This window comes from Paenibacillus sp. P36 (assembly GCF_045866505.1).
Taxonomy (GTDB): Bacteria; Bacillota; Bacilli; order Paenibacillales; family NBRC-103111; genus Paenibacillus_E; species Paenibacillus_E chondroitinus.
This window is the reverse complement of record NZ_AP038372.1, coordinates 720504-739621: the sequence shown is the minus strand read 5'-3', so window position 1 is coordinate 739621 and position 19118 is coordinate 720504. Positions and strand designations below refer to the sequence as shown.

12 protein-coding genes are annotated in these 19118 nt (G+C 43.1%); 3 read left to right on the top strand and 9 right to left on the bottom strand.

What is annotated here, in order from left to right; all coding sequences use genetic code 11:
- Nucleotides 1-2: 2 nt before the first annotated feature.
- Both ACKTT9_RS03300 and ACKTT9_RS03295 read right to left on the bottom strand, forming a co-directional pair.
- Nucleotides 3-1268 carry a class I SAM-dependent methyltransferase gene (locus ACKTT9_RS03300; protein ID WP_407870489.1) on the bottom strand — a complete coding sequence of 422 codons (1266 nt, stop codon included), beginning with the start codon at nucleotides 1266-1268 and terminating at the stop codon, nucleotides 3-5.
- Nucleotides 1269-1571: 303 nt separating this feature from the next.
- Nucleotides 1572-3662, bottom strand: a complete 2091-nt coding sequence (locus ACKTT9_RS03295; RefSeq protein WP_407870488.1) for a TerD family protein — start codon at nucleotides 3660-3662, stop codon at nucleotides 1572-1574.
- A gap of 396 nt (nucleotides 3663-4058) precedes the next feature.
- On the opposite strand from ACKTT9_RS03295, the gene ACKTT9_RS03290 reads away from it, so the two are divergent.
- Nucleotides 4059-4754, top strand: coding sequence for a YHYH domain-containing protein (locus ACKTT9_RS03290; RefSeq protein WP_407870487.1), 696 nt, complete (start codon nucleotides 4059-4061; stop codon nucleotides 4752-4754).
- Between the two features lie 528 nt (nucleotides 4755-5282).
- Here ACKTT9_RS03290 and ACKTT9_RS03285 read toward each other — a convergent pair.
- The 7 genes from ACKTT9_RS03285 to ACKTT9_RS03255 form a co-directional block, all read right to left on the bottom strand.
- Nucleotides 5283-5624, bottom strand: a complete 342-nt coding sequence (locus tag ACKTT9_RS03285; RefSeq protein WP_407870486.1) for a DUF805 domain-containing protein — start codon at nucleotides 5622-5624, stop codon at nucleotides 5283-5285.
- Between the two features lie 439 nt (nucleotides 5625-6063).
- Entirely contained in the window at nucleotides 6064-10074 is a 4011-nt protein-coding gene (locus ACKTT9_RS03280) for an S-layer homology domain-containing protein (RefSeq protein ID WP_407870485.1), read from the bottom strand.
- Between the two features lie 336 nt (nucleotides 10075-10410).
- Nucleotides 10411-12039 carry a GTP-binding protein gene (locus ACKTT9_RS03275; protein ID WP_407870484.1) on the bottom strand — a complete coding sequence of 543 codons (1629 nt, stop codon included), beginning with the start codon at nucleotides 12037-12039 and terminating at the stop codon, nucleotides 10411-10413.
- A 1-nt stretch (nucleotide 12040) separates the two neighbouring features.
- Entirely contained in the window at nucleotides 12041-12952 is a 912-nt protein-coding gene (cysD, locus tag ACKTT9_RS03270; protein ID WP_397371103.1) for a sulfate adenylyltransferase subunit CysD, read from the bottom strand.
- 221 nt (nucleotides 12953-13173) lie between these two features.
- The gene (locus tag ACKTT9_RS03265; protein WP_407870483.1) at nucleotides 13174-13800 is read right to left on the bottom strand and encodes a hypothetical protein; all 627 of its coding nucleotides are present in this window, start codon (nucleotides 13798-13800) and stop codon (nucleotides 13174-13176) included.
- 81 nt (nucleotides 13801-13881) lie between these two features.
- Entirely contained in the window at nucleotides 13882-14709 is an 828-nt protein-coding gene (locus ACKTT9_RS03260; RefSeq protein WP_407870482.1) for a protein-glutamine gamma-glutamyltransferase, read from the bottom strand.
- 71 nt (nucleotides 14710-14780) lie between these two features.
- Entirely contained in the window at nucleotides 14781-16397 is a 1617-nt protein-coding gene (locus tag ACKTT9_RS03255) for a helix-turn-helix domain-containing protein (protein WP_407870481.1), read from the bottom strand.
- 167 nt (nucleotides 16398-16564) lie between these two features.
- Here ACKTT9_RS03255 and nikA point away from each other — a divergent pair, with 167 nt between their 5' ends.
- Entirely contained in the window at nucleotides 16565-18181 is a 1617-nt protein-coding gene (gene nikA / locus ACKTT9_RS03250) for a nickel ABC transporter substrate-binding protein (RefSeq protein WP_407870480.1), read from the top strand.
- Complete coding sequence (gene nikB, locus ACKTT9_RS03245) at nucleotides 18168-19118, top strand: nickel ABC transporter permease subunit NikB (RefSeq protein WP_407870479.1); 951 nt, start codon at nucleotides 18168-18170, stop codon at nucleotides 19116-19118. The genes nikA and nikB overlap by 14 nt, the downstream gene beginning before the upstream one ends.

Below are 19118 nucleotides of genomic sequence, written 5' to 3'. Positions count from 1 at the left end.
TTCTACGCCCCCCTCTTCTTAAGAATAACGCCTTGTGTTGTCTGGATATGATTGACCCCGTCCCCGATAGCAACGAATTCATGGTCCAGTCCGGTTTCACGAATGACGTCCGTCAACCACTGCTGAAACGCCGCTTGCCCCATCTCCCATTTATGATCCTCATGCCGGAATCCTGGAAGTTCATAATAGATATTGAAGTCAGCATTAGGCGTCGTAATAATAAAATGGTCAAAATCGACCTGCTCACAAATATGCCGAATCAGCTCCTTGGCCTCATCCTCGCTCATATGCTCAATGACTTCCGTCATAATAATATCGACCTGTTCCCCGTTATAAGCCTCCAAGAAACGATCAATTGAGTTGAAGGGAACGATATTGTCGATCTCTTTGGATCTCGCTTTCCGACTTACCGTTTCGAGAAGGTCCTCATTAATATCAATTGCGTAGTAGGTACCTTCGATTTTCTTTGCGAACGGAATCGCATAGAAGCCTTCTCCACAACCAACGTCCAGAATAGACTTGTTAAAAGGAAGCGAACGAGCAATATAATTCCTACGCTGCAGCCCCGTTCCCCCATAGTCAAAACGAATATCGTACCGGTTTGTGCTCTCCAGCTCCGTTTTGTAATTCTTATAGCGTTCTTTCGAAGATAAGAAATGTCGAACAAACAAACTACGAATATAAAATGGCGCGTCGATTACATTGATACTCTTGATATATTTATCCAAAATGCTATCTGAGATATCGATATATTCATTGCCAAACATGGATAAGAACAAGCACAGCACACTCACGGCATGCATCAGATGATAGAGGCTTCGCCGCGTTGTTACCGTAAGCGAGTAGCTTTTGTGAGCTTGATGCACGATTTCAAACGTAAAGTCTTTCAAATATTTTTGGAAAAATTCTACATACCGCACCATTTCAATATGAATCATATTGATATAAAACGTATGTTCATACCCTTCGACATCCCGCTCGTCCTGTGTCTTAAGCGGAGCCGAGAAAAACTCGTTAATTGCATTTAACGGAAATAAAGGTGTGTTATAGCGAGACACATTGAGATATTCAAAGTTCTCTTGTTCGTTCTGTTTATACGAGATTTCATTATCCGCATCCTTGAAATACACATTGAACGCAGAGGCATCCGTGTACCAGCCATAAGCCATTCCCTTCCGGATAGATCGGAGCATAACGCCGGATTCCGGGTTCTTTTTGATAATAAAAGAAAGCTGCGGGTTGGTCGATCTTACTTGGACAATAGCCATCGTTATCTTCCCCTTGGATATTAAAATATAAAAAAAGGCCATGGACTCAAGAGTCCATGACCAGGTACATACCGTTCACACAGAGGAACCAGCAAAAATGCCTAGTTGAATCCGCGCGCACAAATACCAGATGAGCCGATGAGAGATGATTGATATATTCCGTTAACCAAATTGCAAGTACTCTGTTCACTATGCTTGGAATTGAATAAAAGGAATAACTTCATCTTCATCGTGCTCCTTTCGTTATCTTATTAGCTACTGAAATATTAACTACAACCCCAGATATTGTCAATGAGTAATTGCTTAAGCAATGAATTCGGCTAGAATCTTACTGATATCGAACGGAGTAATCCCCTCTTTCACTGAAAACACCGTCTGGGCACTATCGGCATCTTCCACGATTCGCCCCCTAGCCGCAGCATGGAGCATGAATAAATCATGCAAGTTAGGCTTTATTAACGAGGTCATTGCTTTCCCCATTAGAACCATACCTTTTTGATTACCCTCCACATTGTTGTAGTAATTAGGATGGTTTTGTAAGGCTAAGTCGCACCAAATGATCTCCCGCTCCACTAAATCTAGAATGACAGGAATCGCAATTCTCGTATCTGCAGCAATATCAATGCGATCCATCACAGTCGAAGGTTCAAAAATCTCCCCAGAGTTAGGATGCTTCCTCATCATCCAGCCCGCAAAGCATTCAGGTAAATCACAGTAAGGCTGCTCCGTAAAAGAATTTAATGAGGCGACTACATAACGTCCACCATAGTTAATAACAGAGGGAATATCCAAATCTATAAACTCGCATGCCCCAAAAGGCGCAGATGTAATATCCCCACTATGAGCAGCGTTATATTTATACGAGCGCAGATTCGTGTAAGAGATATGTTCGACATAATGCCAATGCTCATCATACATGACAGCCGAGAGGTCAATATCGACTCTTCCGGTATGCTTTCCACTACTAACCGTTCCTTCTTTCCACCATAAGAAAAAGCGGATTGTATCGCCTTCCGGCATCTCTAACCGGCTGCCACGAACGATCGTGCGAAGCGCCTTACTTGCCGATCTTTGTGAAAAAGGCATCACATATTGCTTCAATCTGGCGTCCACATACACGTCCCCCAATGAGGGAAGCTCGGCGAACCGAGCCATTAACGTGTTTTTGCACGTCTGTACGATCGCTTCACACGCTTTATCTTCAATTTCGGGAAGTGTATTAGGGATAGCTACAGCTTTTGCTACATTCCCCTTAGGAAAAAAGGTCCTCAGGACATGCCTTTCCTTCCTATGGTCGAAATGAGCCATCACTTGAAGTAATACGGGAGTTGAAATATGTCCTGCAACTTCAGCAAAAATTGCAACAACTGGCGTGAAATCGTTGTTGATTCTAAGCAAGTGGTCCAGACGTCTAGCGAACTCTCCTGCGCGATTTTTCAATAGATCGGCAGCCAATTTCGTATCTTGCATGCGGAGCGCATGTTCAACCCTGCCAGCGAATGTTGCAAAAGGCTTATTATTTCGAAGGATATCAAAGGCTTCCTTGCAGCCTTCATATTTATTTTTGTACTCAGCAGGGTGTAGAATTTCACCGATACGTATCCACCGATTCTTATAGCGCAGCATATCTTCAACCCTATTGCCGCATTGCTCCAGAAGCTCCAAAAGCAACCGCCTTTCAGGGCGCTTAAACTTCCGAAATTTTGTGTTCGTGGCAAGACTTACATCGCCATCAGATAGAGCAACAGCTAACCGCAATACATCCGTTGCAGTCTTCATGTACTTGGCAATGTGCTTGATATTGGCCTTTTGATATTTGAGGAGCGCTCCCACGACGAACCCGACATTTTCTTTCATGGGAATTTCATCCGGCAGTATCGTGCTTAGATCATCAAACGTTGATATTACCCATTCAATATCTTCCTTGTCTGTTTCGGAGATCGAGCCTTTTGCCTCTATGAGATTACGAATACTTTGATCAAAGTTCGCTGGGCTTCCGAGATCGATAGTTTCCAGATCAACTTGATCCAATAGCGGAAATCTATCCAAAGCTACATGCTCAGGCAACTGAAACGTTAAATAGTGAAGAACGGCCTTCAGGTAAAGCTCTGCTTCACCTGCCAGCATCACTTGTTTAGGAAAATTAGGGTACATTGGTTTGAAAATGACGTTCGCTCCTACGAGCGATTTCAAATCCAGCACAAGCTGTTGGTAGAGCTCAGTAAACGTCTCAATAGATAAAGTCTGAAGTACTTCCACTAGCTCTTTGGAAAAAGTAAATCCTAAGTACTCTATGTTTTTCATTGCTGTAGCGATGTATGTTCGAGGAAGGCGGCTATGACCATGATGTACAATGAGCTTCCTACTTCTTCTTAAATAAATGGTATTTCTCATTGCGGTATAACGCCTCCTCTTGGGATTTTAATAAAATCAGGTAATTTGCATCTCTATATCGACCAATGATTTAGAAGGAAGAGATGCAATAGCCTGATTGTTTGTTCAGGAAAGCTGCCGCCCTAGAAGATACTAGGAATGTTGTAGAAGGAAGGACGGCAATAGCCTGAAGCGATGGGATGTTTCTTGGTGTTATCTTCCCACAAATTGGATGGCGCGAACATGGCGAAAGTATTACGACTTTGATTTTTTTGATTTTTATTCCGAATATCATCACTCCTCATAGGACCACGTTTAGTGTTCTAGTTAAATAGAACATAAAAATAATATTTGAAAACCCTTGAAATATCTGGTATTATCACCTAGGTAAAAAATACTATATTTAGGAGATGGACTATGGTGAAGTTTAGGCATTTGGGACTACTATTATTATCATTCATTTTAATAACGACTTTCTCACAATCCGCTTATGCACATTCAGGTAGAACAGACGCAAACGGAGGGCATAATTGCTCAGCCAGCTCCAAGGCCAAAGGATTATGTACGGGATACCACTATCACAATGGTGGATCTTCCTCCGGTAGCAGTTCATCATCAACATCATCCGGTGGGTCAACTTCCAGTACTAAACCAGCAGCAGCTCCAGTAGAAACAGTTCCAAGTGGATATGTCAAAGTGGAAAAGCCAACATACACAATTAACGTAAATGGCACTTCAATCACCAACTCATCCCTTAAATATCCCGTCATCTCTTATAAGGACATTACGTATTTTCCAATGACCTTTAAGTTTACTCAAGCACTTGCACTAGAAACAGTATGGGACGCTGAAACTGGATTCGTCATTCGCAAGACTTCCAATAAGGCTGGAAAGCTTGAATTGGACTATGGCAGTACTAGTTCTAACCTGTATGCAAGTCAACCTGATTTTAATATCTATGTAAATGATGCTTGGATTGATAATGGTTCCGAGGAATACCCGCTATTGGTGCTAAATGATGTAACCTATTTTCCAATGACATGGCATTATGCTGTTGATGAACTTGGTTTATCCATAAAGTTTGAAAACAACACTTTTTATATTTCTAAATAATTCTAAATTTGTCAGTTCGAAACTTCAGCATAAGTGGGGTTGGTAAGGGAAAAAGAGAGGAAAACAAAAGACACCCACACGGGTGTTTTTTGTTTTGGGATTCCGCTTGAACTGGAAATTATATGATATTATGGTTTAAATATATATAACACGCTTTTAAAATTATAAATTCCTAAATTATGAGAGAAACTTCGTGTCCCCTTAATTTTCCTAGTACTATGCGTCTTTGCAGCGTTAGCTCAATTATCTAAAAATATCTTTTTCATATTTCCAAATAACAATATTCTTTCATCAATTCAATATTTATTTCTAGTAGGAGTAGTTATTTTTATTTTTGAAAAGACAAAGCTAAGTGAAAAAAAGCAAACTTTTTTGTATGCCTGACCCTCATTCTTGTGGGATCATTATTTGCCTACTTTACGATCTAATTTATAAAAACAACACTTTTTATATTTCAAAATAAGCTAACACCAAATAAACCCCACCTATTTAGGATGGGGTTCTGTTCTAAGCCACTGCTCCAGCTTACTACTTAGGATTAGGACCATATTGGTTCTCATTAGGATCACTATCTTGGCAGTAAAATACGATAAGAATAATAGCACCGATAAGTGGAATTAAACCAATCAAAATCCACCAACCACTTCTCCCGGTATCATGAAGCCTCCGGAATGCAACGGCCAAGGACGGCAATAGAACCGCCAGTGAGTAAAGGCCAGTCAAAACATTTGTAATCCCCAATAAAGATTCCAATATGGCAAGGATGATGGAGATAATCAGATTAAAAAGCACAAACATCCAGTACTCCTTGCGTTGAGCTCTGCCTGTAAATCCTACGTAATTTTTCAACACCTTAGAATACCATTCCATGTGTATTCCTCCTTCATATTTACCAACTTAGATTGATAAGAAGCCTTTTTGCCATTTCCCTCACATTCGTATGTAATCAATTAACCATGTAAAGACTCTGCCCCCCTTTGGAATGTTTGCATTTTCCCACTCCACCTCCCCGAACAAAGCCACCGTCAAATTTGTCTGTGGGTCACGGGCATTCACATTTCCAAAATGCTATGCCCTTATATGTATTTGGGTGAGGGTTGTCTTGATGATTAAAAAATGGGGATTACTGGGTGGAATTAGTTTTTAGCTAGGTGTACACGCGGTGACGATGTCCTCTGCCGAGTTACAATCAGCTCTTCTCCTTAATGAGACTACCGTTTTGGATTTGATCTAAGAGTTATTCCTCCCCATGCAGAGGCAAGAAAAAAAGCCCCTTACATCACTGTGATGTAGGGGGCTTTTTTAAGACTTACTTGTCTTCAGCGAGCATCCCGAGCATACGTACCATAACCGCAGCAACTTGTGCCCTTGTGCTTTGTTCCATTGGTGCGAAGTGAGAGTCATCCACTCCGTTCAGCAGTCCGAGAGCCGTAGCTGCGCTCACATATGGCTTAGCCCAATCGCTAATAGTAATGGCGTCAACATAACCAGGTACTTGTGCCGGTTCGACATCGCTCAACTTTTTACCAGTTACGTTCAAGTACGCATTTACAATCATAACCGCTAACTGCTCACGAGTTACGTTCGCATTCGGAGCAAAAGAGTTGTCGGTAACCCCACTTACGATTTGGGCATTGTAAGCAGCGTACACGGCATCCTTGTACCAAGCATCAGATGCAACATCATCGAAGGATTTGGACATATTCGGGTCCTGAAGTTTCATTGCTTTCATAAGAATCGTAACTAATTGTGCTCTGTTCATCTCAAGATTCGGTTGAAAGAGCTGATCGCTCATACCATCAATAATCTGCTTACTTACAAGCTCCTCAATGTCCTTTTGTGCCCAATGCCCTTGAATATCATCAAATGTTTTTGCATCGGTTGAGGAAGTTGGTGCATTTCCTGTTTTCTCTAAGACGGCGTACTTGGAGAAGTGTGGCACATTAGCAGTAATAGTTCCATCGCCATTTACCTTCCCTCCTATGGAAGTCCACGTGTTCGTTGTCTCGTCTAACCAGTAAACACCAAGATTACTTGCATCCTTCACTTTGGACAGGTCATAGTGGAAAGTGGCTTCAATCGGTGTATTAAAGTTTGTAATTTTCGAGTCCTTCTCAGCCAATGTGAACTCCAAAACCGAAGATACAGCATTAAAATTACTGAGTACAGGTGCAGCTTCAGACGATACTTTGAACTTCACCATGTTGTTTTCGTTTGCTACAGGTATAGCATTAATAGGGAATTTGAGTTGAACTTCGTTCGCTTTTATAACAATTGCTTTCCCCTTCAATGCCGCTTTATTCACAATGTCTCCATCAAAGCTAACAGTAGTGATATCAAGATGTTGTTTAGCTGTAGCGTCCAATACAAGTTCCTTCGCATCAGTGCTAAGGGCAATTAGCATGTCAACGTGACCTGGCTGCACTTCGTACGTCATTTTGCCATTAGGATCAGTATACGGACGACTTGTGCTGCCACCGCCACCGCCTCCACCGCCTCCTCCGCCGAATCCGCCTCCAGCTCCACCACCACCAATACCACCAACACCATTATTATCATTCGTAAGCGGTGGTACAACAACTAATGTCCCCGTGCTCTCACCCCTATTGGAAGTTTGTCGAGTTATAAGCAGTTTGTCTCCTGGGTTTCCTAGATTCCCAATGGTAACTATAATGGAATTTTGGCTCGGTGCAACGATCCCGCCCCCTATAATGGCGGTTTGTCCCTCATTGTACACACGAATAATATCCCCAGGCGCAAGATTGTTCACGACAATATTGTCCGCTTGTACCATGTATTTATGAACAGTAATAGATGATGACGGGATTGCTGGTGTTCGTTTATCCTCTAATAGTTTTCTATTATAAAATGGTGATGCAAAGTCATCATTTTCCATGAAAAGACCAATCCCTAACGCTTCCGTGGGCACATCCTTCTCTGAAATAGTAACGGAATACACCTTTTGCCCACCATTCACAACGACTATCTTATCTCCAATAGGACCATGTTCATTAATAAAGTACAGGTAATAACGGGCATTTGGTAATTCAGCAGTTCCCGGCTTCCATGTAACTACACCCGCAAACTTGTTCGGGTCCGGATTCATATCTGTCAGTGACATGTCTACAGGCAAATAGTTGGGTGCATCATAGATGGGAACCGAGAGGTGGACGTCCAGCATACGATCGATTCCATTAGTAACAGAAACGACCGGATACAACCCAATGTTAACTGCACCGCTGGGAAGGGTCGAATATGTTATCTCATAAACAAAGCGTGAATCAGTCGACAATTCCGCATTCTTATATAATCCGATCTGTTGAAGTTTATTGCCATTCTGATCAAGATAGTACGCGGAATACCCCTTAAGACCATCCTGATCGGTCGGCGGATCAAAGGTCAAGTACCCGTCTATGCGATCAGATGTCAAATCTTCATCTACGAAAACAGCATTAGAAGGCAAGCGATTCTCAGTCATAACCCGCTGCATCTCTTCGATATTATTAAATTTATATAACCGGTTTTCAGAAGAAACGATAATGCTATGATCTGTGTCAACATATGCATGTGTGATGAACGTTAACAAATTATAGGTATTCTTAAAGCTGTCTCTGTCGTAAATTGCACTATTACTGAACACATAACTTCCGCGTGCGTAAATCACGCTTTCTGGATATGTCCCGTATACGGTGGAAGTTACAGTCGCATCATACCTGCGATTGCCATAGTACAGATAGTTATCGTCTAAAAAGATATTGTAATAATTGGATGAATTGTTCAAGTTTCTTCTTTCAATTAAATTAAAGTTCTGGCTGTTATATTTATATAGGCTAGAACCATCTCCGCCGTAGAGAATGTTCCTATTCGGGTCTAACGTATAAGTGTCAGGGGTCCAAATTCCTGTATTCTTTTCATATACCGTATCCGTAACAGAGGTATAGACTGAAGAGGTCACGCTGATGCCACCAGCAAAAGCACCCCCATTGTACAATATCCGATTATTATTATCCGGATAAACATGAAGCGGATAGTTCTTCGTAGTGATTTTGGAAGAGTTAGCTTCTGTGAGAATACCGTCATTTATATCCATTACCTTTATATGGTTTTCACCATTAAAAATAATATAAACCTTATTGTTTAGGATTTTAATTTCACTCGGGTTAGAACCGATAATCATCTTCTTGACTAAACTCATATCGTTCTTGCGAATAATGACCAACTCGTTGGTACTTGCCGTAATGGCATAGATATAAGGTAAATTGTCTGTGGTAGCCCAATCCTTAATCGCTTGATCGCTTCTGATCGAATAGGCATCCGTTGTAAAGTTAGCGGTAATCCTCGGTGGTATAGAAAGATCGATTCGAGTAATTTTATTTGCATCCGTAAACCAATTCTCAATACCTGCAAGATAGGCATGTCCTTGCGAGTCAAGCAGGGCAAACCTCTTGTTAGAAGGGAACAGAACCAAAGGCGTATAAGTATTTTTATCATATACCCCTTTCGTTGTGAGTACATAAGCGTCTGTTACACCCAGTATGACAGATTCAAGATAGGTGTAGTCGTTGTTCGTTCTTGAGTAGGTGCCAGTGGTTTCCAAGAGGTTCGCTTTATTAAATTGATGTCCACCAAAATATACGGATTGATCGTCTATAAAAATATGCTTAAGTGATAATGAAGGGCCACCAATCTCCATATCATCGTCTATGTCCTTACTCAGCTTTGCTCCGGTATCAGCATTAATAGCCGTTATACCACCATAAGAGGACACATTGCCAAAGTAAAGTGTGTTCGTTGATTCATCAAACGATAGAGCTAAATCATTAGATATAAAATTACTAAATAATAAACTACTTGTACGAGTAACCTTATTATATTTGTAGATCTTCCCGTCTCTACTCCCGTAAAAAAGATAGTTAGAAGAGGCTGCTACTGAGTATGGAATGGTGCTGGTAATAATCGTATCGGAAATTTGTTGAGTCGCAAGATTAACCGTCTTGATCATAGTCGCTCCAGAAAGTGCAATCTGCAGAGACTGCCCATCCCTCGCAAGAGAATAAGGGTTTGAACCAATATTAAGCGTTTTTTCAATTTTCAAATCGCTAAGTCGAATGAAATAAAGATTATTCGACGTGCTCGAGATTGCATATATATATCCCGCGTTTTCATCTAAAATCCAGTCTGTCAAGTCATTCGGGAGCGAAAGCTCTAGAGCAGCCGTTGGTGTGTCCGCGCTGGCTACAGGTGCAACAATTGCCCATGAGTTAAACAACATTAATAAAAATAACACGAATAGATGCCATTTCTTTCTTCCAAGTGTCATGTACGATGTCCCTTCTATATTTTGTTTATTTTTCTACTAAATTGAATCATACTATAGGAACCCAGTATTTTCCACGATAAATTCACGGCATTCGACATTTTAACAGAACATTAATAATTAGATTACTTTCATTAATATGCTCATAAATAGAACCACCAGTTTCCTTCAAACAAGACCTATCTCAGTTTAATAATCTTCTTTAGCTTCACACGTTCTGTAAAACACATGAATTAATAAGTCTCTGACTATGCTATGGGAACAAAAAAAAAAAGAATTCCTACATCGCTGATGTAGAGATTCTTTTCTCAAAACTATTTATTTCATTGAAATTTACCACTAATTAATCAAAAACCGCACAACCCGCTTCACAACACCCGCAGCCTCTTCAATCGAGTTGCTTGAATCAACTTCCATCAGCTCTTCGCCAATGATGTCTCGCACGGTTGCTTGGTCATTGTCATTCTCATTCACGACCAAGGTGATAAGTCCCGCATCGTTCATCAATTTGGCAACTTCCGCGATTCGTAGCGACGATTCTCCGCGGCTATTCTCGAGTAACATCGTATGGTAGCCTGTCGACACCAAACGTTTCTCGACTTCCTTAGCTAGGGCTAAGTTATCCGAAACCGAACCGCTGAACCAAAGGGTCAAAGGCTTCTGTCCTTTTTGCTCAGCACGAACATTTCTAGTGACTTCCGCATCTAAACTTACAACGCTGTCGGAACTTTGCAGGGCCTCTTCAATCACTCCGCAAGCGGATGTCATGTTGGTAACACGATCGATCAGGATAAATCCGCCGATGCTTTTATATTGTTCAAAGGAATCAAAAACAATGTCGTCGGATAAGGAAAATTCACATTTTGCCACTTCATTTTTGACAATTTGATCGGCTGAAACTGTATTTCCTGTGTTGATATCGATTTTATGCTTAATCGCTGTCACGGTACCTGGCAGGATTTTCGTTCCTACTTTGACCAAATAATTTTTACCCGGAGTCAGTACGGAGTCATCCATCCACAGAATCGTCGCGCTAAAACGATCAGCTTCTTTGATTTCACTGTCTTTCGTGAATACGCAACCGCGAGAAACGTCGACTTCACGATCCAACTGGATTGTTACGGGTTGTCCAACATAGGCGGATTCCCTATCTTTGTCTGTCACTAAGATGCGTTTGACTTTCGCCTTCTCACGACTCGGCAGAATCGTCAACTCATCATCGACCGCGATACTGCCAGCCTCAATCTGGCCTTGAAAACCGCGGAACGTATGGTCCGGCCGGCATACACGCTGGATCGGCATCATGAATTGTTTCGTGTCATTCGTTTCAAGAACGTCTACATTTTCTAAGTAAGATAATAAAGGAAGGCCCTCATACCAAGGGGTATGTTGTGATTTCTTCGTAATGTTATCCCCTTCTGTTGCCGAAACAGGGATCACTTCTATGCTTTGGAAATGGAACTCACCAGCTGTTTGGAAGAACTCATCTTTAATCTGCTCAAAAATCTTTTGTTCAAAATGAACTAAATCCATTTTATTCACAGCTAAAACAAGATGCTTAATGCCCATAAGTGCGCAAATGCGAGTATGGCGTTTGGTTTGAGTGATGATCCCTTTGGTTGCATCCACAAGAATGACGGCAAGGTCCGCAAAGGACGCCCCTACGGCCATGTTCCGCGTATACTCTTCGTGCCCCGGTGTGTCCGCTACAATGAAGGAACGGTGATCCGTCGTAAAATATCGATAGGCTACGTCAATCGTGATCCCTTGTTCACGCTCAGCCAATAATCCATCAAGAAGCAAGGAGTAGTCAATTTTGCCGCCGCGGCTGCCAAGTCTGCTGTCGAGTTCAAGCGCTTTTTCCTGATCGGCGAACAAAAGCTTTGCCTCATAAAGCATATGCCCAATTAGAGTGGATTTCCCGTCGTCCACGCTTCCGCATGTAATAAATTTAAGCAGACTTTTCATATTAGAAATAACCCTCCCGTTTGCGTCTTTCCATACTTCCCGCCGCTTCTTGGTCAATAACCCGGGTTGTCCGTTCGGATGAAACCGCACCAAGCGTTTCTTCAATAATGGCATCCAACGAATTCGCTTCCGACTCGGCCCCACCAGTAAGAGGATAGCAGCCTAATGTGCGGAATCGCATCTTCTTCATTTCAATTTTCTCGTGCGGCTCCAACTTCATGCGATCATCATCCACCATGATGAGATGGCCATCGCGTTCGATAACAGGTCTTTCTTGGGCAAAATAGAGCGGCACAATATCAATATTTTCTCTGCGAATGTATTGCCAGATATCTTTTTCCGTCCAGTTGGATATTGGGAATACGCGAATGCTTTCACCTTTATTAATTCTCGTGTTAAAAAGTTTCCACATCTCCGGGCGTTGGTTCTTCGGATCCCAGGCATGGTTCTTATTGCGGAAGGAGAAAATCCGCTCTTTCGCACGCGACTTCTCCTCGTCACGTCTGCCGCCGCCGAACGCAGCCGTAAATCCGTACTTGTCCAATCCCTGTTTCAGGGCTTGGGTTTTCATGATGTCCGTATACGCGGAACCGTGATCAAAAGGGTTAATCCCTTGTTCAATCCCCTCTTCGTTGGAGTGAACGATCATCTTGATTCCGAACTCTTTCGCTTTGCGGTCGCGGAACTCGATCATTTCTTTGAACTTCCACGTTGTATCAATGTGCATGAAAGGAAACGGCGGCTTCTCGGGATAAAAAGCTTTGAGCGCCAAATGCAGCATCACGGAACTATCCTTCCCGATCGAATACAGCATCACGGGATTTTCACATTCCGCGGCTACTTCTCGGATAATATAAATCGCTTCAGCTTCGAGTTGATCCAGATGCGTCATTTCTTGTATGGAATCAAGCATCAGTTTTTGCATGGAAAGGTGCCTCCTTTTAATTCTTACTAAATCCATCGGTATTTTATTATATACTATCAGATTCTAGCTTTTATGCAAAGTGGAAGAAAGTGAAAATCTCTATAATTATATCAGTTTTCTCGAATATTGTCGGAACAAATCATCAGCGAACAGGAATAAACCCCGGATGCTTGAAGCCTCCAGGGTCTATTTTGAATTCGGCGACCGTATTAATTATTTTGTGTAGACGTATAATGTTGTTGATTTTGCCAAGTTTGGTGATGTTGCCCTGTGTTGTGGTGTTGCCCTGTGTTGTGGTGTTGCCCCATGTTGTGATGCTGGCCCGTGTGATGTTGCTGGCCTTGTTGTCCGGTATGTTGATGGTGTTGAACATGGTGTTGAAGGTGGTGCATCGGATGATGATGCATGTAAGCATGGTAGGGATGTGCAACATAAGCAACGTAGTGATGCTGCGGATGGTAAGCCATATGATGCATAGGATGATAAACATGATGTGGATGATAGGCATAATGATGCTGCGGATGGTAAACGTGATGAGGCTGGGCATGGTGAACTTGAGCTTGTGCTTGTGCGTGATGGGCTTGCGTTGGAGCATGGCCTACTGGCGCTACGATAGGTTGCTGGTAGATCGGGAGGTTATCTCCGGACCATTGTGGAGCTGGTTGCACAGGTTGAACTTGTTGAATCGGTTGAACTGGCTGAGCTTGTTGAATGGGTTGAATCGGCTGAGCTGGTGTAACGGGTTGAATCGGTTGAGCTTTTGGCAGTTTCTCTGTTCTTGTTCCAACTTGATAAATAGGGAGGCTATCCTCCGCCCGCAGACTGTCTTTTGGCATTTTCTTTCCCCTTCCTGAAGTAGGCATACGTCATCCTATGCATCGTTTCGCCATTAGGATATATGTCTATAGAAAATGGGCTCATTTACCCAGCGTCGTGAAAAACCCAGCCTTACGGACATGAATCCAGTCTCCTATTTTCGTAACAAGGGGCTTCTCCCGTAAAGGATGCTGAAATTCTGCGAAGTAAGAGAAATCCGGATGAACATAACGATCCGTCAGAAATGCTGATTTTGTACTGCCAGGCATTCTATATTTATTTAGGACATGAATAACTTCTTCCCCAGATGCAATTCCGAGACCGTGTCCATGTCCATAATAGAGCTCGTTCTCCAGCAGCACGACATTCTCCCCCTTCCACCAGGGAAGCAGCTCTTCAACGTCGGGATTTTCAAAATAAAGCACATCCCCCACCACCGCCTCCTCCTTATTGAATCGGTCGATGAGGTTCAATTTGCCATTGGAATGCCAATCAAATAATAAAAGACCCGCGAATAAACGGTCGAATTGACCAGGGTCTATGGCGTGTAACAGGGCATGATACATAACAACGATGACAGCCATCGAACACTCGAACCCGTAGGAACCGCCATTTTCAAAAATATCCCTTATCGCGTCTCGCGGCTTAACTCCTCGATTCAACTGGAACCTGCCCTCATTCGTTAAATGCCAATAGGTCGGGTTGCACAGCGTTTTTTGGAATCCGGCAAAATAGACACCGGCTCTACTCAGCTCCTTCGCCGACTCCATAAGCTGCGTACGCATGTGCAGTTCAAAAAGCAAATCATGAATGGAGTCATACCGATACTCATAAGGACTGGCCTGCTTCTTTTGGAAAATGGCTAGTTCCAGCTCAGACAATGTACCTTCCCCAAAGGTTATATAGTTGATACCTTCGATTACGATCATGGACTTCTCCTCATAAATGAAGTAAGTGTGATTCACCTATTTTTATATGTGGAGATTCCGGGTTATGTGAATCATGTATGAATCCTGATAATGCGCGGCAATAAAGGGAGAAGTCGGTCCATCGTGATCGGATCGTCGAAATTCCATTTCCCCTCCATGACATGAACGTGATCTTGCCCTAGTGATTGCCAATAAGGGTGATTCGTTACACTCTGTGCCTTACGCTTAGAACGTTTACACTCATCTACAAGTAGAAACAGATGGTCAGCCTCGTAATCCTTGATCATCTCGGGTTCAATCGCATAGAACGGAATTTTCCTAGCAATCAACTCCTTCGCTTTGTCGGAAGGCTCAAAAGCGAGTGGATGATACAGCGTATACGCTACCCCTCTCATTCCCATTACATAGATAACGCCATCGTTCACGACGAAAATGGTAGCTTGCTTCTTTTTGTCCCTAGTATGCGCAAACAACTGCTCCCACATCTCTGCGGATCTCTGTTGATGGCTCTCCACCCAATTTCGCGCTTGGTTGGTTCTACCGAATAAATCAGCAACTTTTAAAATCCGGTCATACGTATGAGCAAACCGATCTATCGCTACGATTGGAGAAATATTAGACAGCTTATCGATCCAATCCAGTCTGAAAGCACTATAAACAATGAGATCGGGATTCAACGCTTTCACCTTACCCGGTTCGCCCAAGAGCCCGACATCGGCTATGTTGTTTAATTCTTCGCGGTACACGACCTTCTTGCCAACGACTGTCATATCCGCACCAACCGGCTTGATGCCAAGAGCCAATAAATCACCGAGTACAGCCCCCACGGCTACAATCCTTGTAAAGGAACTTGCGCCGCTATCGTTTGTTATCAGTTCGTTGCTTTTCGATCGGAGAACATATTGTTTGGGCGTCATCCCCATCTCATGCCGAAACTTGCGGGAAAAATAATATTCATCCTTAAAACCGACTAAGCGAGCAATTTCTCGTAAAGGGTCGTCCGTCTGGAGAAGCAGCTCTTTGGCCCTGTTAATACGCACCTCCGTCAAGTATTCTAGTGGTTTTTTGCCAATCAACGACTGAAACAAATCACTATATTTCCAACGGCCTACACCCGACATGCGAGACAGCAGCTCAACCGTAATTTCTTCCCGGTAATTGTGATCGAGATAGTTGATGGTTTGCTGAACAGCTGATGTGGCATCCGTGAGAGAGAGCATGGTTTGGACATTTTCCATAAGCAAGACCAGAAGCTCTTGCAGATAAATCTGCTGCTTGCACCGTTCTACGTACTCTTCTCTCAGGGCATCAGTAGCTCGATGTGCAATCTGTTCGAGCAAATCGACCAACCGCGACAATGGCATCACATCAATCTTCGTCTCATACGGAATACAGGGCCCGATATCCATCGACGGTTCTGTTTCCCCCATGCCATAGGCATGGAAACGAAGAATATACACAGCTCCGAGCAGGTCACTTTCGCCGCTAATCTCTATTTCTGCCTTGTCTCCTGGGGCCAGAAGCATACAAGATCCTTGTTCCGCATATAGCACATGCCCCGCCAGACGCAGATTGCCTCCCACTCGGGCAAAACAAATAAGCCGATGGCCCGTCCTATCCGTGGGAACAACCAGCTTGTTTGACAGCAGATCTACACTTTTAACCTCTAAAATATCGTATATATACATGTCATGGGGCCCCTCCTTCTCCGTCCATGCCTGCTCATGTTCAGGAATAGCTATGCGCTCTTTTTTGTCCAATAAAAAAACAGTTATTTCTCCATTGTTAAGTGTAGCAAAAAAAAATATTATTATCGAGCATGATAATCATTATCAATACAAGGGAGATACCTCAGATGATCCGTAAAAAAGCAACTCGCTTCCTACCAAAAATAGCTGTGCTCTTAGCACTGCTTATCACCGTATTAGGTTGTACAAATGCAGGACCGGCAGCCACCGATAAAACAGCTCCGGTGCAGAAACCTAAGGAGATCACCGTTTCCTGGATGAGAGATTTGGGGCCATCGAACCCTCATGCCTACTATCCTAATCAATTATTTTCACAGTCGATGCTCTATGAGCCGCTTGTCAGCTATAACGAAGGTGGAGAGCTTAAGCCTTACCTTGCCGAATCATGGAACATTTCCACAGATGGAAAAGAATACACGTTCAAGCTTCGCAACAACATTAAATTCTCGGACGGCACATCATTTAATGCTGCTATCGTGAAAAGAAATTTCGATGCCATCATGAAAAACAAAAGCACGCACAGCTGGCTTGGCATCGCCAAGGTACTGGAAAAAACAGAGATTGTTGACGAGCATACAATTAAGTTAACTCTCTCTGAGCCGTATTACCCAGCGTTACAAGATTTGGCGACAGTACGGCCTTTCCGCTTTCTTGGTGAAGCCGGATTCCCGGAAGGCGATGATACCTTAAAGGATCTCAAAGCGCCGATCGGTACCGGACCCTGGATGATAACGGAGTATAAACAAGATCAATATACGGTATTCACTAGAAACCCGAACTATTGGGGCGAACAGCCTAAGATTGATAAGGTAACGGTTAAAATCATCCCAGACAGCGAGACACGTGTGCTTGCTTTTGAAAAAGGCGAGCTGGATATGATTTTTGGTGAAGGTGCAATTAGCTTGGATGCTTATAAACAACTTCAAGACACGGGGAAATATGCTACTGCAATCTCGGATCCTGTAGGTACTAGAAATATATTGTTGAACTCCTCCAACGAGAAACTTGAAGATCTACGGGTCCGTCTAGCTCTCCAACATGGCGTGAATAAACAGAGCATTGTGGATGGGATTACAGCCGGTGTAGAACAAAAAGCCGATACTATTTTATCAGCCAACTATCCCTATGTGGATTTGAAAGTGAACCCAATCGAGTACAACCAAGCCAAAGCCAAAGCTTACCTGGACGAAGCCGGTTGGAAACTGGCGCCGGGACAAACCATTCGGGAAAAAGACGGCAAAAAATTAGAATTGGAATTAGTGTACGACAAAACAGATCCAATTCAAAAGGTGATGGGAGAAGCCGTACAAGCGGCTTGGGGAGAGATCGGCGTTAAGCTGAACATATCCGGTGTGGAATTAACAACAGCAACGAAACTGCTGCGTGAAGGAAAGTTCGACGTTCGCTTCTGGTTTAATTCCGGGGTGCCTTATGATCCTCATACGCTTATTAATGCCGTTAAAGAACCAAGCTTTGGTGTAGCTGAGGCCCATTCACGTATACCTATGAAGCAGGAGTTGGACAAGAAGATACAGACCGTACTTGCCTCCACGAATGAAGCTGAACGCAAGAAGCTATACACGGAAATTTTGACAACATTGCATGAGCAGTCCGTCATCGTACCGATTTCTTATATTAAACAAACCGTTGTTTACAATAAATCTTTAACCAATGTTACCTTCCCTGCAAGCCGTTGGGACCACCCTTTCGATGGAATTAAGTAGATATATTGGGAAGCGACTGCTCGCCATTATTCCTCTGGTCCTTTTCGCCACACTGCTCACATTTATCTTAACTCAGCTTTCGCCGGTGGACCCGGCGGAAGCTTATTTCTCGGCTTCGCATATTCAACCGACAGAGGAACTATTGGCTGAGAAGAGACAAGAATTGGGGCTGGATCAACCGCTTTACGTGCAGTATTGGCAATCTATCACCCAAATCGCCCGACTTGATTTCGGGACATCCTACTTGTCCAACAAACCCGTTTGGGATGAGGTAACTCTTCGATTGCCCGCCACCTTGCAGCTTGCTTTCAGCAGCATGCTTATAACGATCGTTGTCAGCGTAGGACTCGGGTATTTGTCAGCGGTCTACACCCGTAGCTGGGTTGATTATTTCAGCAAAGCACTTTCCTATTTTGGCGCATCCATACCGCAGTTCTGGCTTGGTTATTTATTGATTTTTTTCTTTGCTGTCCAATTGGACTGGTTGCCCGTTAATGGCATGGGAAGTTGGAAACATCTAGTCCTCCCTTCTCTGACCCTGTCCCTTGCACTTATCGCTGTGTATAGCCGACTATTGCGGTCAAGCATTTTGGAGCAATTGCAAGAAGTCTATGTCGTGTACGCCAGAACCCGTGGCCTTCATGAAATCGTGATTATGTTTAAGCATGTTTTGAAAATTGCCATTTCCCCCGTCATTACGGGATTAGGTATGAATTTCGGCAAACTGCTCACGGGTACGATTATTGTCGAGCAAGTGTTTTCATGGCCTGGGATTGGCAGATATTTCATTGAAGCTATCTTCAATCGAGATATTCCTGTCGTTCAATGCTATGTGCTTCTTGCTGCGTGCGCCTTCCTGCTATGCAACCTGATCGTTGACTTAGTGCAAATGTATATGGACCCTCGAATTTCTTTGAAAGGAAGAACCGATACGTGA